Source organism: Fimbriimonadaceae bacterium, assembly GCA_019638795.1.
GTDB lineage: Bacteria > Armatimonadota > Fimbriimonadia > Fimbriimonadales > Fimbriimonadaceae > JAHBTB01.
Genome location: JAHBTB010000001.1, coordinates 360,430 through 385,974, shown reverse-complemented (window position 1 = coordinate 385,974; position 25,545 = coordinate 360,430). Strand labels below are relative to the sequence as shown.

The window sequence follows — 25,545 nt, the reverse complement described above, 5'->3', positions numbered from 1 at the left end:
GGAACCTAAGTGCCTTGTACCTTAACTCAACCTCGGTCCAGGGCCAAGCGGCCCGGGACTTACGCCTTGTGGATCGCCAGCCCATGGGCGTCCTCAAAGGCCTCGAGGATCGCCTCCGACATCGTCGGGTGGGCATGGATGCTGGTCACCATGGACTCAAGAGTGGCTTCGAGGTTGAGGGCGACGACCCCCTCGTGGACCATGTCGGTCACGTGGGCGCCGATCATGTGCAGGCCGAGCACTTCGCCGTACTTCTTGTCGATGACGACCTTGACGAAGCCGTCTTGGTGGCCCGTCGCCATCGGCTTGCCGAACGGGCGGAACTGGGCCTTGCCGATCTTCACCTCGTATCCTTTGCCGATCGCCTCCGACTCGGTCAACCCGACCCCCGCCACCTCGGGCACGGTGTAGACGCAGTTGGGCACCGCCTTGTAGTCGGCCTTCTCGCTCTTGCCCTGCACGATGTTGGCGGCGACGACCTGTCCCTCGTACATGGCGGTGTGGGCGAGTTGGATCCGGCCGGTCACGTCGCCGATCGCCCAGACGTTGGGGGCGTGGGTCTTCAAGGTGTCGTCGACGACCTCGACCCCGCGCTTGTGCAGCTTGACGCCGACCTTTTCCAGGTTCATCCCGTCGGTGTTCGCCTTGCGGCCGACGCCGAGCAAGATGACGTCCACCTCGATCTCTTCGACCTTGCCGGACTGGTTGACCGTGCACTTCCACCCGTTCTTGGTTTTCTCGACCTTTTCGGTCATCGCCCCGGTGCGGACGTCGACGCCCTGCCGGGCCAAAAGCTTGCCGAGTTCCTTGCCCAGCTCTTCGTCCATCATCGGGATGAGGTTGGGGAGCATCTCGACGAGGGTGACCTTGGTGCCAAGTCCATTGAATACGTAGCTGAACTCGACGCCGACGGCACCCCCGCCGACGACGAGCATCCGCTTCGGCACAAACGGGGCGGTGACGGCGTCGTCACTGGTCCAGACGCCCTCGTCGCGCCCGCCCTTGAGGCCGTTGATCGGCAGGTAGATGACCGACGAGCCCATGGCGAGGATGAAGTTCTTCCCCCGGACCTTGGTCTTCTTGCCGTCCTTCTCGACCTCCACAGTGTGCTGGTCGAGGAACTTGGCGAAGCCCTCGACGTGGGTGACCTTGTTCTTCTTGAAGAGATAGCCGACCCCTCCGCGCTGGGTCTGGACGATCTTCTCCTTGCGGGCCATCATCTTCTCGAAGTCCATCGTGACGTCGCCCTTGGGAAGGTTGACGCCGAAGTCGCCGGCGTGGTTGACGTCGTGCATCCGCTCGACACTGGCGATCATCGCCTTGCTCGGGATACACCCCCAGTTGAGGCAGGTGCCACCGAGGTACTCCTTCTCGATGCAGGTGACCCGCGCCCCAAGCTGGGCGCACCGGATCGCCGTGACATAACCGCCGGGCCCGGCCCCAATGACGACGACATCAGCGTCGAAATTGTCGTTGGAAAGCGGCTTTTCGAGGGTCTGGGGCGCGGCCATAGATGGTTCCTTGTGCAAAGCGTCAGCCAAGGGTCTTGACGCTTCGGTCAGGATACCTGTGGCGTCCGGCGGTCCAAGGACGGACAGATTCTGCGGTCAAAACGGGCGAGAAAGTCCCGTAGTCGGTCAAGATTGACGAACCGGGCATGCTTCGACGCCCGTGGAACTGAGGGAGACCTACACTCTATGTCATTCATCACCACCCTGCTTGTCTCAGCAGCCGTCGTCCCGGGGACTGGAGTCGCCACCAGCCTGGAAACGGCTGTCACAGCACTCCAACAGGCCCAGGGGCAGCGTGCCCAACGTGGGCCCGGGGGCCAGGCCGGCGGCCCCAACCAGGCCCAGCAACCGGCCAAGCCAGCCGACTTTGATTCATCGGTCAAGGACTTCAAGAAGAAGTCGGGTGTCCTCAATGCCTACGTCAAAGACGAGACCCTCCAGTTTGAGATACCGCCCAAGCTCTTGGGGCGTGACTTTCTGTGGGTGACGAACATCAAGGAGAGCCCCAACGGTGGCTACAACGGCTCTGCGGCGGGTGAGCGGGTCGTCCGCTTTGAACAGCGTGGCGACAAGGTCCTGCTCCGGCTCGTCGACTACACCGTCACCGCCACGGGAGAAGGGGCCGACGCCGAGGTCGCGGTGCGGCAGGGCAATGTCATGCCGGTGATCGCGGCGCTTGATGTCAAGGCCAAGTCGAAAGACGGCGGACTCCTTGTCGATGTGACCAGGCTCTACAAGACCGACGTGCCCGAGCTGAGCGCCCGCGGCAGCCTCGGCGGGGGCAGCATGGACGCGAGCCGGACGTTCCTTGACAAGGTCAACGTCTTTAAGTCGAACGTCAACGTCGAGGTCTTCGCCACCTATGTCGGCGCGGCCCAGGCGGCGGGCGGCCGACGCGGCGGGTTCGGGGCCGTGTCTGGTGGCCCGTCAAACAGCGCGGTCATCAGCCACAGCCTTGTCCTCTTGCCCGAAAAGCCGATGATGGGCCGGCTCTACGACTCGCGGGTGCCCCTCTTCTCGACCGGGTTCCAAGACTTTGGCATCTCCAAATTGGGGGTCAAGGAGTATTCCTTCGTCAGCCGCCACCGGCTGGAGAAGAAGGATCCCGACGCGAAAATGTCCGACCCCGTCCAGCCGATCATCTACTACCTGGGGCGGGAAATACCCAAGAAGTGGCGCGAATCGATCCGCCGGGGCGTCGAAGACTGGAACGTCGCCTTTGAGGCGGCGGGCTTCACCAACGCGGTCAAGTGCCTAGACGCCCCGACACCCGAGGAAGACCCGAACTGGAGTGCCGAGGACGCCAACACCAACGTGATCCGGTGGGCCGCCCTCCCCATCGCCAACGCGCTTGGCCCCAGCACGGTCGACCCACGGAGCGGCGAGGTGATGTCCAACCACATCATTTTCTGGCACGACATCCTCAAGCTCCAGACCGAGTGGTACTTCGTCCAGGCGTCGCCCAACGACCCTCGGAGCCAGAACCTGCCGTTGCCCGACGACGTGATGGAACGTTGCTTGGAGTTCGTCGCCGCCCACGAGGTCGGCCACACCCTAGGCTTCGTCCACAACGGCAAGTCGTCGTCGACGGTGCCGATCCGCCTCCTGCGTGACGCCAAGTGGACGAAAGAGAACGGGACGTGCCCCAGCATCATGGACTATGCCCGGTTCAACTACGTCGCCCAACCTGGCGACGGCGCGGCCCTGATCCCCCAAGTCTCGATCTACGACAAGTTCGCTTGCATGTGGGCTTACACGCCGATCCCCTTCGCCACCAACCCGTGGATGGAGAAGGCGACCCTGGACCTGTGGGCGGCCCGCCAGGTGGACGAGCCGATGCTCAGGGCACGGAACGGCTTCGCTGGCTATGACCCCACTGCCCTTTCCGAGGCCCTCGGCGACGACGCGGTCGAGGCGTCACGGCTCGGTGTGCTCAACCTCAAGCGCGTGATGGGTTACCTGGAGCCTGCGACCGTCCGCCTCGGCGAGGAATACGATGTCTTGGGCGACATGTACGGCGCGGTCGGCGGCCAGCTCCGTCAGTACGTGGGTCATGTCGGCGCTCTTGTCGGCGGCATCGTGGAGACCAACTATCTGGGCGGACGAGGCAAGGAGCAGTACACCCATGTGCCCAAGGACCAACAGCGAAGGGCGGCCAAATGGATCATGGACACGGTGTTCGAGACGCCGACTTGGTACCTGCCCGCCTCGATCACCCAGAAGCTGGGCCCGTCGACGGTCCTGACTGGCGTCCAGAGCCTCCAAGGCCAAGGCGTCAACACGCTCCTGAACTCTGGGCGTCTCGCGCGGATGCTGGAGAACGAGGCGGTCAACGGCTCCAACGCCTATAGCGTCGGCCAGCTGATGGCCGACGTGCGCGGCAACGTTTGGCGCGAGTTGTTCGCCCCGAAGGTGAGCGTCGACGTCTACCGGCGCAGTCTGCAGAGGGCGTATGTCACCGCCCTGATCGCCAAACTGCCCCAGACCAGTTCGGACATCCGGGCCTATGCGAGCGGCGAACTGCACCTTGCCCAGGAATTCCTCAAGAAGGCGTCGCTGAGGGCCGCCGACGCGGTGACGAGGGCCCACTTGGACGATCTGAACCAGGTCATCCAGTCGGCGTTCGACCATCCCGAGCCCCCGCCCGCCCCGGCGACAAACGTCGTCCGGCTTGGGATCGACGATCTCGTCGCCCCGCAGGACGGGGACGGGTGCGAGTTCTTCAGCGCACCGTCGTGGTGGAAAAAGCACTGAGACGGGCTCCATGAGTGACCAGCCCCCGGCAGACGATCGTCGGCCGGGGGCTGACTATGTGTCAAGGTCGAACCGAAAATTGCAGGAGTCCCCGGCCTGAGGCCGGGACCGGGAAGAATCACGGGGAATGGACAAACCGTCCGAAGCGGCTAAGCCCAAGGGAAGCGCGAAGATCCAATTGCTGGAAGGCATGCGGGGCTTGGCGGCGGTCTATGTCTTCATCGGCCACCTCTTCTTGGAGCGGTTTGGATTCCGCGACACAAAGTTCGCCCCGCTTTTCCAGTTCGGGCAGGAGGCCGTCATGGTCTTCTTCCTGCTTTCGGGGTTTGTCATTTACTACTCAGTGGCGAACAAGCCCAAGATCGCTTTTGGCGAATATTTTCGCAAACGGTTCTTGCGGATCTATCCGATCTATGTCCTTGCCCTTGTCCTGACCCTGTTCCTGACCCCAAAGAACGGCGAGCTATGGGCGAACCTCCTCATGCTCCAGGACTTCAAGACCGCCAAGCCTGGGGTGTGGTTCGCCACCCTCGGCGGTAACAGCGCCCTGTGGTCGTTGTCCTACGAGTGGTGGTTCTACATGCTGTTCTTCCCGATCTACCGCTTCGTCCCCGACGCGAAGCAACGGGTCGTCGCCTATTCGTTGGCCGCGGCGGGGCTCGCGCTCTACGTCGTGGTGCCCAACCAGATCAGCCTGTTTCTCGCCTACTTCGCGATCTGGTGGACCGGTGTCGAGATCGCCCGGGCCAACCGGCGGGGCGAGCGGCTGAGTCTGGCCCGCCAGTGGCCCGGTGTCGCGATGCTCGCGGCCTCGAGCGCGGTGTTCCTGGTTTGGACGGCCGTCGCCAAGGGCCAGGGCCAACCGATCAAGCTCGGGTTCCATCCGTTTCTTGAGGCCCGGCACTTCGGCAGCGCCTTGGCCATCGTGGTGGTCGCCAGCATGGTGTCGGCGAAGGGGAAGGCCGGCCTCGACCGTGTCCTAAGACCCTTCACGAAGCTGGCTCCGGCGTCGTACGCCATCTACGTCCTTCACATGCCCCTGGTCGTCCACGCGGCCTACCTCGATTTTCTCCCCGCGGCGGTCGCCTTGCCGGCTTATGCCGCCGTCCTCTTTATCGTCTCGTTTGTCGTCGAGGGCCCGGTCCAGACGTGGGTCAACGGCCTGGTGCCTGGGCGCAAGCGGACAGCAGTGGCGCGCGTCTGAGGGTGTTTGGGCCGATCTGGGCTGATCGGTAGTTGTGCGAGGGCAGACAGGCTCCATAATCAGGCCCGATGACGGAACGCCCCAGTTGGGACGCCTACTTCATGCAGATCGCGCATCTGGTGAAGACGCGGGCCACTTGCCCGCGCCGGCAGGTGGGGGCCGTCATCGTCCGTGACCGTCGCATCCTTGCCACCGGCTACAACGGGGCGCCGCGAGGCCTCCCCCACTGTCCGCCCGACGGCGAGAACCTGCCCTGGCCCGACGGTTGTCTCATGGCGGGCCACTGCGCCCGCTCCCTCCACGCGGAGCAAAACGCCCTGCTCCAGGCCGCGATGATCGGCGTCCCCTGCGAGGGCTCCACGATGTACGTCACGTGCCAGCCGTGCAACACCTGCGCGAAAATGATCATCAACGCCGGAGTGCGGCACGTGGTGTACGAAGGCGACTACCCCGACCCGTTCTCCCTTGAACTGTTCGGCCTCTCCCACGTCACCGTCGACATCTATCGTGACGGGGCCCTCGTGCCGGTGGAGGAGACCGCATGAACCCCTGGCAGGCCCTGGCTGGTTTTCGCGCGCCCCTGGCGTCCGCGTTCGTCGCCTTTGTCTCGACGATCGCGGTGACACCCTGGGTCATCCAGTTTGCCAAGAACAAGGGGGCGATGGACGACCCGACCCGCGACGACCGGCGCGTCCACACGGAACCGACCCCCCGATGGGGTGGGCTGGCGGTCTTCCCCGGCTTCCTCGCCGCCGTCCTCGTGTCCGTCGCCTTCGCTTGGCCACGGGGCTCGTTCCCGATGTTCCTCGTCGGCATGCTGGTGTGCGGGGTCGGCTTGCTCGTCATGGGCATGGTGGACGACGTCAAGCAGTTGTCGGCGAAGATGCAGCTGCTGTACCTCCTCGCCGCGGGTGTCGCCGTGCAGTTCTTCAGCGACGCTTTAGGGCACGTCCAGGTGCTCGGCATGACCCTTCCCGGCGTCGGTTGGGTGAGCTTTCCCGCCTGGGTGGCGGTCAGCCTGACGGCGGTCTACATCTTCGTCGTCACCAAGACGATGGACACGATCGACGGGGTCGACGGCCTGGCCAGCGGCATCGCCGCGATCGCCGCCGGCACCATCATGACCCTGGCCATTTTTGGCGGGCACCGGTGGGTGGCCCTGGCGGCGGGGGCCGTCGGCGGCGCCTGCCTCGGTTTCCTTCGCTACAACTACAATCCGGCGCGGATCTTCTTGGCCGGCGGGGCCCAGGTGATCGGGTTCCTGCTCGCCAGCCTCAGCGTCGTGGCCACGGTGAAGACGGCGGCGACCCTCTCCATGCTGCTGCCCGTGCTGCCCTTCGCCGTGCCCCTCTTCGACGCTTTCTTTGTCGTGTTCCGCCGGATCAAGAACCGCCAACCCATCGCCAAGGCGGACAAGCGGCATGTCCATCACACTTTGCTCAGCCGGGGGTTCACCCAAAAGCAGACCGTATGGATCCTTTACCTTGTCGCGATGGCTCTGAGCGGTACCCTCTTGGTCCTGGTGAGGAGCCGTGGCAAAGCCTAAGGTCGTCGCGGTCGTCGGCACCCGCCCCGACGCGATCAAGACCGCGCCGGTCGTCCGTGAACTCCGGCGGTACGACGAAGTCGAGACCATCCTGGTCAGCACGGGCCAGCACCGCGAGATGCTCGCCCAGGCCCTGGCGGCCTTCGACCTGGCGCCCGACCACGACCTGGGGATCATGCAGCATGGCCAGACCCTGGCCGACATGTCCCGTCGGGTCTTGGAGGGGCTCGACCCCTTGGTCGAACGCCTGCGCCCCGACCTGGTGCTCGCCCAGGGGGACACGACGACGACCTTCGTCGCCTCGTTGGCTGCGTTCTACCGCCGGGTGAAGTTCGGGCACATCGAGGCCGGCCTGCGTACCGAGTCGGTCGCCGAGCCGTTTCCCGAGGAGTTCAACCGCCGGGCCACCGCCTTGGTCGCCGCCCAGCACTACGCCCCGACCCCGTGGGCGGCGGAGAACCTGATCCGGGAAGGGCACCTCGGGCACACCGTCTTTGTGACCGGCAACACCGGCATCGACGCGGTGCGGCACGTGGCCGAGCAGACCACCCTGACCTGCTACGCCGAGTGGCCGGGCCGGGTCGTCGTCCTGACGACCCACCGCCGCGAGAACCTGGGCGAGCCCCAGGCCGACATCGCCCGGGCGGCCCTTGAGGTCGCCCGAACCCATCCTGACGTCATGCTTGTCGTGCCGATGCACCGCAACCCGGCCGTGCGCGAGACGCTCGTCAAAGTCCTCGGCGGGCAACCACGGGTCGATTTGGTCGAGCCCCCCGACTACGCCGACTTCGTCAAATTGATGCAAAGAAGCGCTCTCATCTTGACCGACTCCGGCGGCGTGCAAGAGGAGGCCCCCGCCTTCGGGGTGCCCGTCTTGGTGTTGCGGCACACGACCGAACGGCCCGAAGGTGTAGAGGCTGGGGCGGCCAAGTTGGTCGGTACCGACCCGCAGACCATCGTCAGGGAAGCTGCCGTCGCCCTGTCCGGCGCCCGGGACCCGCACCCGACCAGTCCCTACGGTGACGGCAAGGCAGCCCTGAGGATCAGGTACCTTGCCCTCCGCGAACTGGGGGTGGACTCCCCCGAAGAGGGCATGTGGACTGGATTCAGGCGATAGTCTATGGCATCGTCCAAGGGCTGACCGAGTTTCTCCCTGTCAGTAGCAGCGGACATCTCAACATCCTGCCGCACCTCTTCCACTGGAACGACCCCGGCGCGGGGTTCACGGCGGTCATCCAACTCGGTACCGTCGTCGCGACGTTCCTCTATTTCTGGTCGGACATCAAGTCTTCGTTCACCGGTTGGGCCCGGTCGCTCAAGGACAAAGCGCTCCGCGACACTCCGGAAGCCCGGGCCGGGTGGGCCACGTTCGTCGCGACGTTCCCGATCATCGCCATCGGCTGGGCGTGCAAGCACTTCATCAAGGGCCAAGCCCGCGACCTGACCTTGACCGCGTGGATGCTGATCGCCTTCGCTGTCGTCCTGGGCGTCGCCGAGCTCTTGGGCAAGCGCCGGCGCGCCCTCGCCGACGTGAAGCCCCTCGACGGCCTCGTCATGGGCGTGTGGCAGGCCATCGCCCTGGTGCCCGGAGGAAGCCGGAGCGGCACGTCGATCAGCGGCGGCTTGTTCCAAGGGTTCGAGCGGGACGCCGCCGCCCGGCTGAGCTTCCTCATGTCGATCCCGGCCGTGACCGCCGCCGGGCTCTACGAACTCTTCGACGCCCGACATGAACTGGTCGCCGCCGGGGTCGGGCAGACAGTCGTCGCCACCGTGGTGTCCTTCTTCGTCGGTTGGTTCGCGGTGTCCTTCCTTATGAAGTTTGTGCGCACCCAGCCGATGTACGTCTTCGTCGTCTACCGGATCGCCCTGGGCGTGGCGATCCTCCTGTGGCTCCGGGCCCCGGCCTGACGGAATCGAGGCGGACCATGTCGTTCTTGAGGAAGAAGCAGCCGGTCGTCCACCCCGTGCGGTTGGTCGTCGGCTTGGGGAACCCTGGCCCGCAGTACCGGCGCACCCGGCACAATGTCGGCTTTGACGTCGTCGAGGCGCTGGCCGACCGGCACAAGGTCAAGATGGACCTGATGCGGCACCAAGCCCAGATCGGCCTGGGCGAAGTCGCTGGCGTGGCCGTCGCCCTGCTCAAGCCGCTCACCTACATGAACCTGAGTGGCCGGGCCGTGGGCCCGGTTGCAAGGCACTACGGCGTCAAGCCGGAGGACATCCTCGTCGTGGCCGATGACTTGGACCTGCCGACCGGGAAGGTCCGAATGCGGGCCAAGGGTAGCTCAGGAGGCCACAACGGCCACAAATCCATGATCGAGGCACTGGGCACCACCGAGTACCCGCGCCTGAAGATCGGGATCGGAAGGTCGGACGACGCCACGGTGGACCATGTGCTGAGCCGGTTTCACAAGGACGAGCGCGCCCTGATCGACGACGCCGTCGCCAAGTGCGTGAAGGCGGTGGAGGTCTGGTTGGCCGACGGATACGAAGCGGCGGCCTTGGTCGCCAATTCCGGCGAGCCAGGCGGCTAGACCGCGACGACCTCGCGCTGGCACTCGATGTAGGAGTGCTGGGGGGCGAGCAAGTGGAACGGCCCGGTCTGGTCCGCCCAGACCGGCGTCTCGCGACCCAGATAGGTGTAGAAGATGTGCAAGCCGTCTTCGGTGTGGCACCAGCGGGGCGTCCCTCGGCCGGAACGGAGCAGGGCGTACTGGCCGGGCATCAAATCGACGCAGTCGGGCAACACGAACGCGGCCGACGGACAAGCAGCCCCGTGGGCGCTTTCCGCGACGACCGCATGGCCTCTCAGGCAGACACGCATGGCGCCTTGGTTCTGCAGGAGGACGAACTCCTGCGCGACATCCTGGGACCTTTGCACACCGACGATTCGGACCATAGGATCAGACCTGCTACGAAAAGAGACGTGTGGAAAACCCCATGAGACTCATAAAAACACTGGGCCGTCAGGGGTAAAGCCATTGTAGGTCAAGCGTCGACGGCGCGTTCGAGCTTTTGGATCATTTGATCTAAGGTTTTCGCGCAACTCTCCACATCTTTTGCAGACAGTCCGGCGCTCATCAGTGCCTCGCACTCGTTCACCAGGGAAGAGATGTCGCGGTAGAATCCGGTTGCCCGGCTCGTCAGGCGCAAGACTTTCACCCGTCGGTCCTGCTGCGACGGCACCTGTTCAAGGATCCCCTTCGCCACATGGTCGCGCACGGACTCGCTCAGGGTCGCCGCCGAGACGCCCAAGCGCCTCGACACTTCGACTTGCGAAGCGTCGTCCCCTGCCGCGTGGACCGCGGCGATCAATTGGAACGTCGTCCAGCTGATCCCCTTCGCCTTGAGGCGGGGGCTCAGCCAAGCGGACTGCAGTTCGTAGACCGTGGCGACGCGTGGACCCAGGGTTTCGGGCATGGAGGTCAGGTTACCAAATCCTTAGGAAGCAAGAAGATCATGCGGAGATGTCGATGGGGCCTTCAGACCGGGCCGGAGACCATGGCGCGGTCCCGAGGGTCCGACGGTCTTCTCCTCCACCCTCCTCACCCGGCGGGCCGCCTTCAGCCGCTTCGATGGCGCTGAGGATCCGTGCCTCCAGACGCCGGAGGCTGTCCAACGTCTTGGCGAGGTTCGGCGCACCGCCTTCGTTCACGCGGCCCGCCTCGCCGTCTCCCGGACGTCGTCGATCATCGTCCGGAACTTCTTGCGGATCTGGAGCACGGCGCGCGCTTCCTCGGGGGTCGGAGCGGTCACCGAGTCGTGGCGCACCAGGGGGCCCATCAGGAAACCGGTGTGGTCAAGGTCGGCCAAGCCGAGCAGGTGGCCCATCTCGTGGCAGACGACCTCGGTGAGCTCGTCGTCGTCCAAACCGCTCCCCTGAAAGGACGTCATGACCTTGATCTTGCCCGTGCTGGTGGACCGGTGGCTCCCGACGCCCCAAGCATAAGTCTTCTTCATGTCGATCAGGCCCAAGGCGTCCCCTTCTTGGGGGATCGACCTGACCACGACGATCGTCAGGTCGGCGGCCTGGTCGTTAGGCAGGAGGCGGATCGGACAGTCAGACCCTAGGACACGTTCCCACGCGGCGTGGGCGCGCCGGGCCGCTTTGCTCACCCGCTCGACCTCGCCCGGGCAGGACGAAGTGTCCAGGGAGACCGTGACCCCATGCTCATAGACCGCGCCGGTCAAGAACGCGAGGGCCTTGTTGTACTCCTTCTTGGCGACCGCCTCCGAAGCGCGGTCGAACGACTTGACCCACGACGGGTGGGTCATCGAGGGCAGGGCTTCGCTGCCCGTCGAGGCTGCGGTGGCCAGACCGCTGACGAGGAGGGCTAAACAAACAAACGCGCGCTTCATGCTCGCACCTGGTTGGGCTTGTGCCGTGCGAGCGGTCCGGCGGGCCAGGTAAGCGCACCGTGCCGGAGACGAAACTGGTCCGGTCCCTAGCTAGAAAGGTAGCGGGCCAAGGCCAAGCCGGTACGTGGTCTGGTCTAGGTAGCGGAGCCCAAGGGAGTGGGGCGGCAGGTCGTCGGCGGGCAATGCGCCCTTGCTGGCCCAGCAGTACGCCGAGAAGCCGCCGAACGAGGGGACGAGGCCCCAGTAGTGGCCGACACGGGGAAAGACCTCCTCGAACGAGCGGACGACCGCGTCCAGGCTGTAGGGGCAGTACATCGGGTTGTCGGCTTGAGTGACGACGAATCCGCCCGGTGCCAGTAAGCGCAGGCAGTCGCGGTAGAACGGCTGGGTGAAGAGCATCTCGCTCAGCTCGCCCTCCTCGTCCTCGTAGGTGTCGGTGGCGTCGACGACGACCAAGTCGTATTGGTGCTCGCATGCCGCGACCCAGGGGAAGGCGTCGCCGACGACCAGGTTCACCCGGGGGTCGTCGAACGCCCCGGCGCTGAGGGAGGGCAAATGCTTCTTGGCCAGTTCGACGACTTGGCCGTCGATTTCGACCATGTCAACCCTGTGGACGCTGTCGTGGCGGCAGATCTCGCGGACGACCCCACCGTCACCGCCGCCGACCACGAGGGCTGTCTTCGGCTCCCTGACGCTCAGAAGGGGCACTTGGACGAGGGCCTCGTGGTAGGCGTGCTCGTCGCGGGTCGCCAGTTGGATGTGACCGTCAAGCAAGAGCATCCGCCCAAACTCGACCGTCTCGACGACCTCGACCCGCTGAAACTCTGTCTGGACGTCGCAGACAGTCTCCTCGACTTGGACGCGGTGGGCAAAGTAGCCGCTACGGATCGGGTAGTCAAGGACGCGGGGCACGGGCCGATTGAACCCTAGCCGCCGCCTTTTGCCCGGGCCTCGGCATAGCGCTTCGCCCTCGGGTTTTCGGTGTTCCACTTCGGCTCGGCAGTGGAGTCGGCCACCGCGTAGGCTGCGGTCGCGGCCGCCCGGACGACCAACGCGAAGTTCGGATAGTCCAGCTTGTCCCAATGGTCGCCGACCCGGTGGTAGTCGGAATAGCTGTATGCGACGCTGATGGTGTGGGCGGGGACACCGACCATGGCGAGGGCGCCGTTGTCGCTCGCCATGAAGTAGGGGTCGCTGTGCTGCGGGTCTTCGATGTACTTGACGCCTACGGTCGCGGCCGCCTTGGCGATCATCTGGGGGAGGTCGCTGTAGGTCGCGCCGGTGATATTGAACCCGGCTTTCTTGACTCCTTCGTCGCTGTCGCTCCGGCCGATCTGTTCCAGGTTGATCTGGGCGGTCGTCGCCGCCAGGGGGAACACGGGGTTCTTGCCGTAATAGGCGCTTCCGCGCAGACCCTGCTCCTCCCCCCAGAAACACATGAAGACGATCGACCGCTTGGGCCGGGTCTTCATCTGGCTGAGGATACGGGCGCACTCCATCACCCCGGCGGTGCCGCTCCCGTCGTCGTTGGCCCCGTTGAAGATGAGGTCCTCACCGGGCTCGGGGTTCTCCTTCTTGCGGACGCCCAGGTGGTCGTAGTGGGCGGTGACGAGGACGTAGGTGTCCTTGAGTTTGGGGTCGCTGCCCGGTAGCACGCCGACGACGTTACGGACCTTGCCCTCGACGCCTTGGCGGCTCTTGTAGGTCGTCTCCTGAAAGTAGCTGTCGCCGACGGCCGGCTTCAGGCCGTACTTCTCAAATTCGCTCGCGATGTACTGGGCGGCGATGTCGAGCCCCCGACTCGGCGTCCCTCGGCCTTCGAGCAGGTCGCTGGCAAGGAACTTCTCGTGGGCCCGCAGGTAGTCCGCACTCGCGGGCGGGACTTGTTCGGCGGCCGGGGCGATGGCGATGAGCGCGGCGGCCAGCAGAATCGGCTTCATGTCGGACATTGTGGCCGGTCAGACACAAAAAGGGCCCTAGCTTTTCGCAGGGGCCCTTCACGGTGTTCAGCGCTCGTCCACGGGGACCCACGTCGCGTGGGTCGGGCCTTCATAGATGCACTTCGGCCGGATCAGGCGGTTGTTGGCCAACTGTTCCACCATATGCGCCGTCCAGCCGGACACGCGGGCCATGACGAAGATGGGTGTGTAGAGGTCGACGGGGATGCCGAGCAGGTAGTAAGCGTAGGCGGCGGGGAAGTCCACGTTGGGGTGGATGTTCTTCTCCGTCTCCATGATGTGCTCCAGCGTGTCGGCGATCTTGCCCCACTTGGTGTCGCCGGTCTTCTCGCCGAGATCCTTGGCGACCTTGGTCATGTAGATGGCGCGCGGGTCACGCTTCTTGTACTCGCGGTGACCGAAGCCCATGATCTTCTTCTTGTTGGCCAGGGCGTCGCGGATCCAGGGTTCGGCGTTCTCGGGGGTGCCGATCTCCTGAAGCATCCTCATCGCCTCTTCGTTGGCGCCGCCGTGGAGAGGCCCGCGCAGGGTGCCGATGCCGGCGCAGACGCCGCTGTAGAGGTCGCTGAGGGTCGCGACGCAGACCCGGCAGGCGAAGGTGGACGCGTTGAACCCGTGCTCGGCATAGAGGGTGAGTGACGAGTCCATGACGTGGGCCGTGTCCGCGTCCGGCTCTGTGCCGTTGGCCAGATAGAGGAAGTTCTCGGCGACGCTGTGGCCGGCCTGGGGCGCCAGGGGAGCCTTGCCCGTCCGGATGCGGTGCCCGTTGCCGACGATGGTGCTGGCCTTGGCGACGATGCGGACCGCCTTGCGGAGGTTGGCCTCGTGGTCGGTGGACGGTGCCGCATAGTCGGGGTCGAACGGGGCATACGCGGCGAAGCCAAGCCGGGCGATGTCCATCGGGTGGGTGGTGGGAGGCAGCTGCTGCAGGGCCGTGTAGACCTGGGCGGGCACCTCGCGCTCCGCGGCCAAGGTCGCCTTGAAGCCGTCAAGCTCGGTCCGGTTCGGCAGGTGGCCGAAGAGCAGGAGGTAAGCGGTCTCCTCAAACGAGCCGTTACTCGCCAAGTCGTGGACGTTGTAACCACGGTAGACGAGGGTGCTTGTCTCGCTGATGATGTCGCTGATGGTGGTGATGCCACCGATCACGCCTTCGAGTCCGGGGCTGTAATTCGGGTATGTCGTCGCGCTCATGGCCATTCGCCGTTGAAACTGGCCGGGCGACCCCACATCGCGGCATGTGCCGCTCCACATGCGGTCCGGTCGCCGGACCACTCATTTATCGAAATGATCTTACCTGCTGGCCAAATGTGAGTCCCTGGCCCCATATTTCCGAGAATAGGTGTGGCAAAGAGATTTAGCCAATGGTAAGATCGAACCATGACATGGAACTCGGGCCTACTTGACGGTTGGCGGCGGAAGCCGTCCATGCCGTCTTTGCCCGAGTCACACCGGACGGTCGGCGTCTCCGGCCTCCGCGGCCTCAAGCGGTTCTTGGCGTTCGCCGGGCCGGGCTACCTGGTCGCGGTCGGCTACATGGACCCGGGCAACTGGGCGACCGACCTTGCCGGTGGCAGCCAGTTCGGCTATCTCCTCTTGGCCGTCATCTTGCTCAGCAACTTTGCGGCGATGTTCCTGCAGTCTCTGTGCGCCAAGCTGGGGATCGTCGCAGGCCGCGACCTCGCCCAGGCTTGCCACGACCAATACTCGCCGTGGGTCTCCAAGGTCTTGTGGGTGCTGTGCGAACTGGCGATCACCGCCTGTGACCTGGCCGAGTTGCTGGGCTCGGCCATCGCCTTGAAATTGCTGTTCGGCATCCCGCTGGTGTGGGGCGTCGTCTTGACCGCTGCCGACGTGCTGGTCGTCCTGCTCCTGCAAGGGCGCAAGTTCCGCGTCCTAGAAGGGCTCGTCACCCTGCTGGTGCTCGGCGTCGGCGCGTGCTTCGCCCTGGTCGTCTTCTGGGCGCACCCCGACTGGGCCGCGGTCGCCCGTGGGTTCGTCCCGTCGCCCGAGATCGTGTCTAACCCGACCGCCCTGTACATCGCGATCGGCATCTTGGGCGCGACAGTGATGCCGCACAACCTGTACTTGCATTCGAGCATCGTCCAGACGCGCGCGGTCGGCGAGGACGAACCCGCCAAACGTGAGGCCCTTAAGTTCGCGACGTGGGACTCGAACATCGCGCTGCTTCTCGCCCTGTTCGTCAACGCCGGGATCCTCATCGTGTCGGCGGCGGCCTTCCACGGGCGTCACGAAGTGACCGAGATCGACCAGGCGTACAAACTCCTCGCCCCCGTCCTGGGGGTGACGGCGGCCTCGACGCTCTTTGCCGTCGCCTTGCTCGCCAGCGGACAGAACGCGACGATCACGGGGACGTTGGCCGGGCAGATCGTGATGGAAGGGTTCCTCGACCTCCGCATCCCGGGGTGGGCGAGGAGGCTGATCACCCGGGTCGTCGCCATTGTGCCGACCGTCTTCATCATCGGCGTCTATGGCGAAGGGAAGGCGATGGACCTCCTCGTCTTCAGCCAGGTGGTGCTGAGCCTCCAGTTGCCGTTTGCCATCGTGCCCTTGCTCAAGTTCACCGGCGACAAGAAGCTCATGGGGCCCTTTGTGAACAAGCCGCTCACGAAAGTGGTGGGCTGGACGGTCGCGACGGTCATCATCGCGCTCAACGTCTACCTGCTCTATAACACGGTCTCGGGCTGGGTGAAGCCGGCCCCTACGGTCGCGACCACTCAGCGTCTTGCCGCGTGAAGGCGTCGTAGTCCACCGTGTCGTACAGTTCGGCCCGGGTGCGCATCTTGTCCATCCACCCCGCCTGGGTGCCGGTGGCGAGCAACTCCGCATAGAAGTCCTCCACCGCCTTCAACATCACTCGCAACGCGGTGACCGGGAAGATGACCATCTGGTAGCCGAGTTCGGCGAACCGGGACGCGGGGATCAACGGCGTCTTGCCGAACTCGGTCATGTTGGCGAGCAACGGCACGTCGACGGCCTCGCGGAACGCGGCGAACTCTGCCTCGCTCGTCAGGCCCTCAGGAAACACGGCGTCCGCACCGGCCTGGACATACGCTTTGGCGCGGTCCAACGCCCCGTCCATCCCTTCGACACCCCGGGCGTCGGTGCGGGCGATGACGAGGAACGACGGGTCACGCTTGGCCGACGCGGCGGCCCGTAGTTTGGCTTCCATCTGTTGGCGCGGCACGACGTCCTTGCCGTCCAAGTGGCCGCACCGCTTGGGGCTCACCTGGTCTTCCAGGTGGACCCCGGCCAAGCCGGCGCGTTCCATCTCGACGATCGTTCGCACGACGTTCCAGACCTCGCCGAAGCCGGTGTCGGCGTCGCAGACCACCGGCACCGGGGCGACCTGGCAGGCCCGGGCCGCGGTGCCCGCCATCTCTTCCAAGGTCACCAGAGCAATGTCGGGCACGCCGACCAGGTTGTTGGTGACCGCCCCGCCACTCAGGTAGACGGCCTTTGCCCCTTGCTTGTAGGCGGCCAAGGCGGTCAGGGCGCTGAATGCTCCGGGCATCACGACGGTGCCCCGGGCCATCATGTCGCGCAGCTGTTGCCCGGGTCGGTCGAGGGGGGCGTGGATCACGGGAGAAGCCTACCCGTGCAAAGACCCAGACAAGGATATACTGTAATTGAAATGGACGGCCTCTGGATCGTCGTGGGCGTGTTCGTCGGTCTGGTCGTCGGTGGGGCGTTCGCCTGGACTCTGGCGAGGGCCCGGCAGTCCGCGTTGCAAGTCATGCTGGACGCCGCCAGTCGCCGGGCCGCCGAGCAGGACGAGCAGTTGCGGAAGGCGACCGCAGACTTGGAAGGAGCCCAAAACTCACTCAGCGAGTACGGGTTCGCCGTCACCCGCTTGGAAACCGAGTTGGCCGAGCGGGAGAGGGCCCACGGCGAGAAACTCGCCGCCTATGAGACGGCCCGCGAGGCCATGGCCGATTCCTTTGCCAACCTTGCCGGCAAGGCCCTCACCGAGTCGCGCGAAGCCCTGCAGAAAGACGTCCAGGCCGTCTTCGACGGCTACAAAAAGGCCTTGGAGGGGGAGGACGAGCAACGCCGCGTGCGGATCGAACGGTTGCTTGAACCGGTCAAAGACGGCCTGACGAAGTTGGACGAAGAGACGAAGCGACTCGAACAGGCCCGCAACACGTCGTTTGGCGCGCTGTTCAACAAGATCACCGAACTTGACCAAAACCAGGTGAAGCTCTCGACGGAGACGACGCGGTTGGTCCGGGCATTGCAAGACTCGGGTCAGGCCGGTCAGTGGGGCGAGTTCGTGCTGGAGCGCGTGTTCGAGCTGGCGGGCATGACCGAGAACGTCGACTACGTCCTCCAGCCGACCCTCGACGACGGCAAGCGGCCCGACGCCATCGTCAAGATGCCGGGAGGGCGGGAACTGGTCGTCGACTCTAAGGCCCCGATGAAGTCCTACCTTGAGGCGCAGAACGCCGACTCCCCTGAATCGGCACGGGTGCTGGTGAACGACCACGCCGCCAAGCTCTACGAGCATGCCAAGGTGCTGGCAAAGAGGGACTACACCCACAAGTCGGAGGCGGTCGATTTCAGCGTCATGTTTGTCAGTTCGGAATCCTCGTACCGCTCGGCGGTGGAGGCCCGGCCCAGTCTGATCGAGGACTGCATGGCGGTCAACGTGGTCGTGGCGACCCCGACGACCCTCTTGGCGCTCTTGCGCGCGGTCTCCTATGGCTGGCAACAGGAAAAGTTGGCCAATGAGGCCAAGCAGATCCAACAAGACGCCGCACGCCTCTACAAGTCCCTGGGCGACATGACCGCCTATTACGACGACATGGGCAAGAACCTGTCGAAGGCGGTCGACAGTTACGAGGCGCTGGGCGGCTCGCTTGAGCGCAACGTCCTTCCTGCCGCCCGCCGGTTCAAGGACGCGGGTGTGCAGACGACGAAGCCTATCGTCGAACCCAGGCCCGTCCACAAACCTACCCGGGTGCTGAAATCAGCGGAGTTAATCGGCGACGCGCTGCCAGGTCTGGCCCTTAGCGACCCTTCAGAATCGTCTTGATCGTTTCGGCCAAGCGGTATCCCGCCAAGGCGATTTGGTCATAAGCGATCCGTTGGGCCTTGTCCATATACTCTTGGCTCGGCTTTTGACCCCGGGGCGTCGAGTACACAAACTTTTTGCTGATCTTCCAACTCTCGTCCGCCCACACCTCTGGGCCGACCGTCAGTCGACGGTGGGAGTACGACTTCTCCGGGTGGTCGCGCATGATCTTCTCGACCAGCCGGTCGACGTCACCGGTGGCCAGGGCGTCCCACAGGTAGTGGAGGTTGTGCTGGTTGTCTTGGAGCTTGTAATCGTTGCCGCCGCGGTCGAACTTGGCCGTCTCGGGCAGATAGAACGCGCTCGTGTGAAGGGGTTGGTGGATGTCGCCGACCAGGTGCCCCAACATGGCGAGCTTGAGGGCGTTGGCTTCGGTGGGCTCGTGGTCAAAGGTCAAGCTGGTGATGAGCTCGGGCAGCCTTCTCATCAACTGACCGTCGTCGTCGGTGACTTCGTGCCCCGGTGAGACCGACTTGTCAAAGTAGTGCCAGTTCGACTTCGACCGGTCCTGCTTGTAGCCGGTCTCGGACTCGGGGAACCGCTTGACGTCGTCGGGCAGGACACACGCGCCCTGAAGGCTCCGGTATTTGGGAGTCAGCTTGTCGAGGATGGCCTGGACCTTGGCCTGTTCGGGGCCGCTCAGGCTCCTCCAGGCGATCTCCCCGACCAGACGGTGGCCGGTGTCATGCCATGCCAGGGCCGAACAAGGGGCAAGGAGGGCCAAGGCGACCAGGTGCGCTTTCACGGCGCTATTTGACCTGGAAATCTCGCCGGGCGACCAGTCATCAGTCCCCGGCCACGGCAGGGGACCAATGACAAGAAGTGGTCAAGCTATCGTGACGCCGTCGCAGAGGTAGACGTCTTGGATTGACTGGAGCAGGGCGGCGCCTTCGGCCATCGGCTTTTGGAACGCCTTGCGGCCCGAGATCAGGCCCATACCACCTGCCCGCTTGTTGATGACCGCGGTCGTCACGGCGTCTCGCAGGTCGTTGGCCCCGCTGGCGCCTCCGCTGTTTATCAACCCGGCTCGGCCCATGTAGCAGTTCGCGACTTGATACCGGCACAGGTCGATGGGGTGGTCGCTGGTCAGCTGGGAGTAGATCCGTTCGTCAAGCTTGCCGTAGCTGCTCGAACCCGAGTTCAGCGCCGTGAACCCGCCATTGCACTCGGGCATCTTCTGCTTGATGATGTCGGCCTCGATCGTGACGCCCAAATGGTTCGCCTGGCCGGTGAGGTCCGCGCTCAGGTGGTAGTCGGTCGAACCCTTCTTGAAGGCGCTGTTGCGTAGGTAGCACCAAAGGATCGTCGCCATCCCGAGTTCGTGGGCATGGGCAAAGGCCTGGCTGACCTCGACGATCTCCCGCGTGGCGTCGTCACTGCCAAAGTAGATGGTCGCGCCGATGGCGACCGCGCCCATCTCCCAGGCCTGTTCCACCTGGCCGAAGAGGATCTGTTCGCTCTTGTTGGGGTAGGTGAGCAACTCGTTGTGGTTGACCTTGACGACAAACGGGATCTTGTGGGCGTACTTCCGGCTGCAGGCACCCAGGACACCGAGGGTCGAAGCGACCGCGTTGCACCCGCCCTCTATCGCGAGTTTGACGATGTTCTCCGGGTCAAAGTACGCTGGATTCGCGGCGAAGCTCGCTCCCGCCGAGTGCTCGATGCCTTGGTCCACCGGGAGGATGCTCAGATAGCCCGTGCCCGCCAGACGGCCGTGGCCGAACAGGGTCTGGATGCTGCGCAAGGTCGGCACGTTCCGGTCGGACATGGCCCAGACGCGGTCGACGAAGTCGGCGCCAGGCAGGTGCAAGGATTCCTTGGGGACGGTCTTGCACACGTGGGTGAGCAACCCTTCGCCCTCTTTGCCCAACGTCGCGGCAATGTGGTCGATCGAGCTGGATGCGGTCGAAGCCATACCGTGATTGTGGCCGATAGACCTGCCTGGGCCTATTGCGACACCGCGCAACTGCGCAGTGCGTCACCTTGGTATAAGGTTGGGCGTGGCCGACCGGCCACAGCCGTGGGGGAATCACCTTGGGAACGAAGAACTGGCGACCCGTCATCATGTCCGGAGTCTTGGCGCTCGCCTGTTGGGCAGGCGCCCAGCAGGTATCGCTGGCTGACGCGCTGAAAATGGCCAAGGAGCGCAACGGCCTCGTCCGTGCGGCGCGCTTCGACTACTTGAACGCCAAGGCAGGAGTCGACGCCGCCTACAGCGCGTTCCTCCCGACCGTGACGCCGAGCTTCCTTTACAGTGACGGGCGCACCAACAACTCGACGGGGCCGTTCCGGGGGAGCACGAACAGTTCGTCCACCTCGACCGAGATCACCGCGAGCTGGCTCCTCCTTGACAACGGGGGGCGCGACACGAGTTACCGCATCGCCCGCTACGGCTTGGACGCCAGCGAGTTCAGTGCTCTCCAAACCCTCCGCGTGACGCTGTCTAACGTCCATGTGAGCTACTTTGAGGCCCTGAGGGCCAGCGAATTGCTCAAGGTGCAGGAAGCCAACTACTCCCGGGCGACGGAGTCGCTCAAGGCGACCCAGGTGCGGGTCAGCCTGGGTGACGCGGCCAAGCGCGAGGAACTCCAGGCCCAGACCGACATGCTCAACGCGCAGGCAAGCTCTCTGGCGGCGAAGAACCGCATGACCAACGCGGACGCTAACCTCCGGGCGATCATCGGCTGGGACGAGGCCGCGTCTCCTCAGCTGGAAGCGGTCGAACCGCCGGCCATCGGGGCCGAGCCAGAGCTCGACCAAGCGATCCGTGAAGGCCTTGAGGCCCGTGCCGACTTGCAGGCGTCGCGCCGCCAGGTCGAGGCGCAAAAGCAACGTGTCCGGGCCGCCAAGCTCGACTCAATGGCGAATCTTTCGCTGTCGACCTCCTTCACGAAGTCGTTTGGGCAAGACGTCTTTGACTCTCGCCTCCTGCAGTTCCAAGTTTCCGTCCCCTTGTATGACGGCCAAAGGTCAAAGAGCCTGTTACGGTCGGCTGAACTGAACCTTCGGTCCGCAGAGGCGTCTCTGCGGCAGAGCGAGCTCGACGCCCGGGCGGACATCGAGGGCTCGTTTGCGGAACTCAAGCAGAACCGTGACAGGTTGAAGGTGGCAGAGGAAGCTCGGACGGTGGCGCGCCAGAACTACACGATGACTCGTGGGGCTTACCAAGAGAAGGCCGCCACGCTCATCGACCTCTTGACGTCACAGGTCAGCTTGGCGACGGCTGAGTCGAACTACGTCGAAGCGGTCTATGATCTCTTGACCAGCGACGTGCGGTTCCGGCTCGCCACCGGACAACCGATGCCGGGCGAAAAGGACTGAACGAAGGATGAATCGAAGGTGGATCTGGATCACGGCGGTTGTCGTCGGGATCGTGGCCGGTGTTTGGTGGATGCTCGCGGGCACGAACAAAGGGCAAGAAGTCGAATATCGGTACGCGCCGGTCGAAAAGGGTGAGCTGATCCGGTCCACATCGTCCACGGGCACGCTCGTCGCCCTGACCCAAGTCGATATCAAGTCCAAGGCCGGCGGCGAGGTCGTCCGGCTGTATGTCGAGGAAGGCAACTTCGTCCACAAGGGCGACAAGATCGCCGAGATCGACCCCCGCGACACCCGCGCCGCCTACGACCAGGCTTCCGCCGACATGACCTCCGCCCAGACCAGGGTCGCCACCGCCGAGACCAATGCCGCCATCGAAAAGAGGGGAATGGTCACGGGGGTCCAGGACGCCGAGCGCCGTCTGGCCCAGGCGAAGATCGCCTTGGAGCGCGCCCGCACCGACAACCGGGTCCAGCCGACCCTGACCGACGCCGAACAACGGGCCGCCGACGCCAATTTGCGGACCCAGCAGGAGGCGTTGCGCCAACTGACCGAAGTCGACGCCCCCCAACGGCGTGAGGACGCCCGGGTCGCCCTCAACAAGGCCAAGGTCGACCTGGACAACGCCAAAGCCAACCTGACCCGGCAAAAAGCTCTCGTCGACCAGGGGTACTCCGCCCTCAACACAGTCGAAGCCGCCGAGTCGGAAGTCGCCTCGGCCCAGGCGGCCTACGGTTCGGCGCTCCAGCGCCAACGGACGTTGGAGGCCGCCTTGACCAGCGAGACCGCCGCCGCCCAGGCCCGTGTGCGCCAGGCTGTCCAGACCCAACGCCAAGCCCAGGCCAACGGCAAGGACGTCGCCCTCGCCGAGCAGACCGTCCGCGACGCCGAACAGGCTCTCGCGGGGGCACGGGTCGCCCTCAAGCAGGCCCAAGACCGGGAACTCACCGTGAAGGCCCGAGGGATCGACATCCAGAACGCCAAGGCGTCGATGGTGCGCAGCCGCGTCTCGCTCGAAAACGCCAAAGTCCAGCTCGACAGCACGACGGTCGTCGCGCCGCGTGACGGCGTGGTGACCCTCAAGTACCTCGAAGAGGGCACGATCATCCCGCCGGGGACGAGCACCTTCTCCCAGGGCACCAGCCTGGTCCAGTTGAGCGACGTCACCAGACTCTTTATCGAGTGCGCGGTCGACGAGGCCGACATCGCCAGCATCCACGAAGACCAGGACGTCAACGTCGTCGTCGAGGCCTATCCGGGTCGTAAGTTCCCCGCCAAAGTGCGCAAGATTTTCCCAGCCGCGACGACAGCCAATTCGATCACGTCGATCAAGGTCCGCGTCGAATTGACCGGGCTCGACCAGGTCGACCAGACCAAGACCCCCTTGCGCCCGGGCATGAACGCCACTTGTGAGTTCATCCAGTTGGCGAAGGAGAACGTGATGCTGGTGCCCCAACAGGCGCTTAAGCAAGACGACCAAGGATCGTACGTCCTCGTCAGGTCGAGCAACCCGCTCAAACCTGAACGGCGGTCGGTGAAGGTCGGCGACCGCGGCAACGACATGGTCGAGATCACGGACGGGATCAAAGACGGTGACGAAGTCGTCGTGGCCGAATTGAACTTGGCCGAGCTTCGGGACCGGCAGCAGCGCATCGAACAGGCCGAGCAAGGCGGCGGGTTTGGCACGCAGCGACGCGGTGGCCCCAGCACGAGCCGGGGAGGCAGCCAAGCGACCAGCGGATCGCGTGCTGGTGCGGCGGCCCCACGGGCCCGTTCGGGAGGATAGACGACATGAACTTTGGAGACAGCTTCGATAGCGCGGTCCGGGCCGTCGGTGCGAACAAGCTTCGGTCGGCCCTGACGATGCTCGGCGTCGTCATCGGCGTCGGTTCGGTCATCGCCATGATCGGCATCGGAGAGGGGACGAAGCGGAAGTCCCTCGCCGAACTCGAGGTCATGGGGTCGAACCGCATCACCGTCATGCCGAACTGGGGCCGGGGTCACGGCCGTGGCCAAGACGACGCCAGCACCCTGCGCATGTCCGACGTCGAGCGCATCCGCAAGAACGTGCCGCTGGTCAAGTACATCACCGGGATGGTCAACAGCAACCGGACGGTGAGCTTCAGCGGCAACGACAAGCGGACGAACATCACCGGAGCGGAGCCCGTGATCAAGGACATCATGAACTCCAACAAGATGCTCCAGGGCAAGTGGTACACCTACAATGACGAGGCCATGGAGAACCGGGTCGTCGTCTTGGGCTACCAGGTCTACACCGAACTCTACGGCAACGACAACGCCATCGACACGACGGTGAAGATCGACACCCAAAACTACACGGTGGTCGGCGTCGTGGACTACAAGGGTGGCTCGGGGTGGAACAACCCCGACGACCAGGTGTACATCCCGCTGAAGACCGCCCAAAACCGCATGATGGGCACCAAGGACCGGGTGCGGATGATCTCCATGACGGCGATGAGCAGCGAGTTCTTGCCGTTGACCCAGTCCCAGGTCGAAGACGTCTTGTGGCAGACCCGCGTCAGCGCGACTGGTGAGGAACTGTTCCGCGTCTTCAACCAGGCCGACACGTTGCAGCAGATCCAGACCCAGTCGCAGATTCTGAGTTGGCTCCTTGCCGGCATCGCCTCGGTATCGCTCCTAGTCGGCGGTATCGGCATCATGAACATCATGCTGGTCAGCGTCACCGAGCGGACGCGCGAAATCGGGTTGCGAAAGGCCATTGGGGCCAGGCGTGAATCTATCCTCGCCCAGTTTCTGTATGAAAGCGTCGTGATGTGCTTCTTGGGAGGGGTGATCGGCATGGTGCTCGGTGTCTTCGCCACAAACTTGGTCGCCACCGCCTTGCAGGTGCCCCCGGTCCTCAACATGGCCGGAGTCGCCGCGGCCTTCGGCTTTTCCGTGGCGGTCGGCGTGTTCTTTGGCCTGTACCCGGCGATCCGAGCCAGTAACCTCGTCCCGATCGAGGCGTTGAGACACGAATGAGCTACGTCATCCAGACCCATGCGCTCAGCAAGGACTACACGATGGGCGAGATGGTCGTCCATGCCTTGCGTGAGGTGGACATCACCATCGGCACCGGCGAGTTCGTCGCGATCATGGGGCCGTCGGGCTCGGGCAAGTCCACGTTTATGAACCTGATCGGGTGCCTGGACCGGCCGTCGCACGGCCAGTACATCTTGGACGGCCAAGACGTCAGCCGGATGACCGACAACCAACTCGCCGACGTCCGGAACAAGACGATCGGGTTCGTTTTCCAGTCCTACAACCTCTTGCCGCGGACCAGCGCCCTGAAGAACGTTGAGCTTCCGCTCATGTACGCGGGGGCCAAGAACCGCACAGAGAAGGCCAAGGAAGCCTTGGTCAAAGTCGGTCTGGCCCAACGCATCGGGCATAAGCCCAACGAGCTCTCGGGCGGCCAGCAACAAAGGGTCGCCATCGCCCGGGCGATCGTCAACAACCCGGTCCTCATCCTGGGCGACGAGCCGACCGGCAACCTCGACACCCGGACCACCGAGGAGGTCCTCGCCCTGTTCCAGGAACTCAACCAAGCGGGGAAGACCATCGTCATTGTCACCCACGAAGAAGAGGTGGCCCGACACTGCAAAAGGATCATCCGGTTCCGGGACGGTCGCGTCCAGCGCGACGAAAAGGTCGAGTCGCCGACCGACGCTCGGGACGTGCTCGCCGCCCTGCCGCCTCCCGAAGAAGCCGAGAGTGCCTAGGCCTGTCGGTCAATATCATCAAAAAAGTCAAGATGCCGTCAGGCGTTGTGCCTACTCGCG

The 25,545-nt window shown here is 64.6% G+C and carries 24 protein-coding genes; 13 read left to right on the top strand and 11 right to left on the bottom strand.

Features of this window, described 5'->3' with window-relative positions; all coding sequences use genetic code 11:
* Positions 1 to 59: 59 nt before the first annotated feature.
* Positions 60 to 1,511: a dihydrolipoyl dehydrogenase gene (gene lpdA / locus KF857_01890; GenBank protein MBX3110734.1), complete on the bottom strand. Its 1,452-nt coding sequence runs from the start codon at positions 1,509 to 1,511 to the stop codon at positions 60 to 62.
* Positions 1,512 to 1,697: 186 nt separating this feature from the next.
* Here lpdA and KF857_01885 point away from each other — a divergent pair, with 186 nt between their 5' ends.
* The 7 genes from KF857_01885 (at position 1,698) to pth (ending at position 9,549) form a co-directional block, all read left to right on the top strand.
* Entirely contained in the window at positions 1,698 to 4,265 is a 2,568-nt protein-coding gene (locus KF857_01885) for a zinc-dependent metalloprotease (GenBank protein ID MBX3110733.1), read from the top strand.
* 127 nt (positions 4,266 to 4,392) lie between these two features.
* The gene (locus tag KF857_01880) at positions 4,393 to 5,469 is read left to right on the top strand and encodes an acyltransferase (GenBank protein MBX3110732.1); all 1,077 of its coding nucleotides are present in this window, start codon (positions 4,393 to 4,395) and stop codon (positions 5,467 to 5,469) included.
* Between the two features lie 68 nt (positions 5,470 to 5,537).
* Complete coding sequence (locus tag KF857_01875; protein MBX3110731.1) at positions 5,538 to 6,014, top strand: dCMP deaminase family protein; 477 nt, start codon at positions 5,538 to 5,540, stop codon at positions 6,012 to 6,014.
* Positions 6,011 to 7,015, top strand: a complete 1,005-nt coding sequence (locus KF857_01870; protein MBX3110730.1) for an undecaprenyl/decaprenyl-phosphate alpha-N-acetylglucosaminyl 1-phosphate transferase — start codon at positions 6,011 to 6,013, stop codon at positions 7,013 to 7,015. The genes KF857_01875 and KF857_01870 overlap by 4 nt, the downstream gene beginning before the upstream one ends.
* Positions 7,002 to 8,132 carry a UDP-N-acetylglucosamine 2-epimerase (non-hydrolyzing) gene (gene wecB, locus KF857_01865; protein MBX3110729.1) on the top strand — a complete coding sequence of 377 codons (1,131 nt, stop codon included), beginning with the start codon at positions 7,002 to 7,004 and terminating at the stop codon, positions 8,130 to 8,132. Before KF857_01870 ends, wecB begins: the two co-directional genes overlap by 14 nt.
* Entirely contained in the window at positions 8,111 to 8,923 is an 813-nt protein-coding gene (uppP, locus tag KF857_01860; protein ID MBX3110728.1) for an undecaprenyl-diphosphatase UppP, read from the top strand. The genes wecB and uppP overlap by 22 nt, the downstream gene beginning before the upstream one ends.
* A gap of 17 nt (positions 8,924 to 8,940) precedes the next feature.
* Positions 8,941 to 9,549 (top strand): aminoacyl-tRNA hydrolase, encoded by a 609-nt coding sequence (gene pth, locus KF857_01855; GenBank protein MBX3110727.1) that lies wholly within the window; start codon positions 8,941 to 8,943, stop codon positions 9,547 to 9,549.
* Here the strand turns inward: pth and KF857_01850 are convergent.
* The 7 genes from KF857_01850 to KF857_01820 all read right to left on the bottom strand — a co-directional run bounded on the left by KF857_01850 (position 9,546) and on the right by KF857_01820 (position 14,523).
* A complete protein-coding gene (locus KF857_01850; GenBank protein MBX3110726.1) occupies positions 9,546 to 9,914 on the bottom strand; it encodes a hypothetical protein in 369 nt (122 codons plus the stop codon). The two genes, pth and KF857_01850, sit on opposite strands and share 4 nt — an antisense overlap.
* Positions 9,915 to 10,003: 89 nt before the next feature.
* Complete coding sequence (locus KF857_01845) at positions 10,004 to 10,435, bottom strand: winged helix-turn-helix transcriptional regulator (GenBank protein MBX3110725.1); 432 nt, start codon at positions 10,433 to 10,435, stop codon at positions 10,004 to 10,006.
* A 37-nt stretch (positions 10,436 to 10,472) separates the two neighbouring features.
* Complete coding sequence (locus KF857_01840; GenBank protein MBX3110724.1) at positions 10,473 to 10,670, bottom strand: hypothetical protein; 198 nt, start codon at positions 10,668 to 10,670, stop codon at positions 10,473 to 10,475.
* On the bottom strand, positions 10,667 to 11,374 hold the full coding sequence (locus KF857_01835) for a hypothetical protein (protein MBX3110723.1): 708 nt from the start codon (positions 11,372 to 11,374) through the stop codon (positions 10,667 to 10,669). The genes KF857_01840 and KF857_01835 overlap by 4 nt, the downstream gene beginning before the upstream one ends.
* Positions 11,375 to 11,464: 90 nt before the next feature.
* Positions 11,465 to 12,286, bottom strand: coding sequence for a hypothetical protein (locus KF857_01830; GenBank protein MBX3110722.1), 822 nt, complete (start codon positions 12,284 to 12,286; stop codon positions 11,465 to 11,467).
* 14 nt (positions 12,287 to 12,300) lie between these two features.
* The gene (locus KF857_01825) at positions 12,301 to 13,314 is read right to left on the bottom strand and encodes a M28 family peptidase (GenBank protein ID MBX3110721.1); all 1,014 of its coding nucleotides are present in this window, start codon (positions 13,312 to 13,314) and stop codon (positions 12,301 to 12,303) included.
* A 66-nt stretch (positions 13,315 to 13,380) separates the two neighbouring features.
* Positions 13,381 to 14,523, bottom strand: a complete 1,143-nt coding sequence (locus tag KF857_01820) for a citrate synthase (GenBank protein MBX3110720.1) — start codon at positions 14,521 to 14,523, stop codon at positions 13,381 to 13,383.
* Positions 14,524 to 14,709: 186 nt separating this feature from the next.
* Here KF857_01820 and KF857_01815 point away from each other — a divergent pair, with 186 nt between their 5' ends.
* Positions 14,710 to 16,086: an Nramp family divalent metal transporter gene (locus tag KF857_01815; GenBank protein ID MBX3110719.1), complete on the top strand. Its 1,377-nt coding sequence runs from the start codon at positions 14,710 to 14,712 to the stop codon at positions 16,084 to 16,086.
* On the opposite strand, the gene prpB is transcribed toward KF857_01815, so the two are convergent.
* Positions 16,052 to 16,933, bottom strand: a complete 882-nt coding sequence (prpB, locus tag KF857_01810; protein ID MBX3110718.1) for a methylisocitrate lyase — start codon at positions 16,931 to 16,933, stop codon at positions 16,052 to 16,054. The genes KF857_01815 and prpB overlap by 35 nt on opposite strands.
* Before the next feature lie 51 nt (positions 16,934 to 16,984).
* Here prpB and rmuC point away from each other — a divergent pair, with 51 nt between their 5' ends.
* Positions 16,985 to 18,385 (top strand): DNA recombination protein RmuC, encoded by a 1,401-nt coding sequence (rmuC, locus tag KF857_01805; protein MBX3110717.1) that lies wholly within the window; start codon positions 16,985 to 16,987, stop codon positions 18,383 to 18,385.
* Here rmuC and KF857_01800 read toward each other — a convergent pair.
* Together KF857_01800 and KF857_01795 are read right to left on the bottom strand one after the other, a co-directional pair.
* A complete protein-coding gene (locus KF857_01800; GenBank protein MBX3110716.1) occupies positions 18,360 to 19,169 on the bottom strand; it encodes a S1/P1 nuclease in 810 nt (269 codons plus the stop codon). The two genes, rmuC and KF857_01800, sit on opposite strands and share 26 nt — an antisense overlap.
* A gap of 81 nt (positions 19,170 to 19,250) precedes the next feature.
* The gene (locus KF857_01795; GenBank protein ID MBX3110715.1) at positions 19,251 to 20,339 is read right to left on the bottom strand and encodes a class I fructose-bisphosphate aldolase; all 1,089 of its coding nucleotides are present in this window, start codon (positions 20,337 to 20,339) and stop codon (positions 19,251 to 19,253) included.
* Positions 20,340 to 20,458: 119 nt separating this feature from the next.
* Between KF857_01795 and KF857_01790 the strand changes: the two genes are divergently transcribed.
* From KF857_01790 to KF857_01775, 4 genes are read left to right on the top strand one after another with little or no spacing between them, the layout of a single operon-like run.
* The gene (locus KF857_01790; protein MBX3110714.1) at positions 20,459 to 21,745 is read left to right on the top strand and encodes a TolC family protein; all 1,287 of its coding nucleotides are present in this window, start codon (positions 20,459 to 20,461) and stop codon (positions 21,743 to 21,745) included.
* 7 nt (positions 21,746 to 21,752) lie between these two features.
* The gene (locus KF857_01785) at positions 21,753 to 23,528 is read left to right on the top strand and encodes an efflux RND transporter periplasmic adaptor subunit (GenBank protein ID MBX3110713.1); all 1,776 of its coding nucleotides are present in this window, start codon (positions 21,753 to 21,755) and stop codon (positions 23,526 to 23,528) included.
* Between the two features lie 5 nt (positions 23,529 to 23,533).
* Positions 23,534 to 24,745 (top strand): ABC transporter permease, encoded by a 1,212-nt coding sequence (locus KF857_01780; GenBank protein MBX3110712.1) that lies wholly within the window; start codon positions 23,534 to 23,536, stop codon positions 24,743 to 24,745.
* Positions 24,742 to 25,485 (top strand): ABC transporter ATP-binding protein, encoded by a 744-nt coding sequence (locus KF857_01775; GenBank protein MBX3110711.1) that lies wholly within the window; start codon positions 24,742 to 24,744, stop codon positions 25,483 to 25,485. Before KF857_01780 ends, KF857_01775 begins: the two co-directional genes overlap by 4 nt.
* Positions 25,486 to 25,545: the final 60 nt, after the last annotated feature.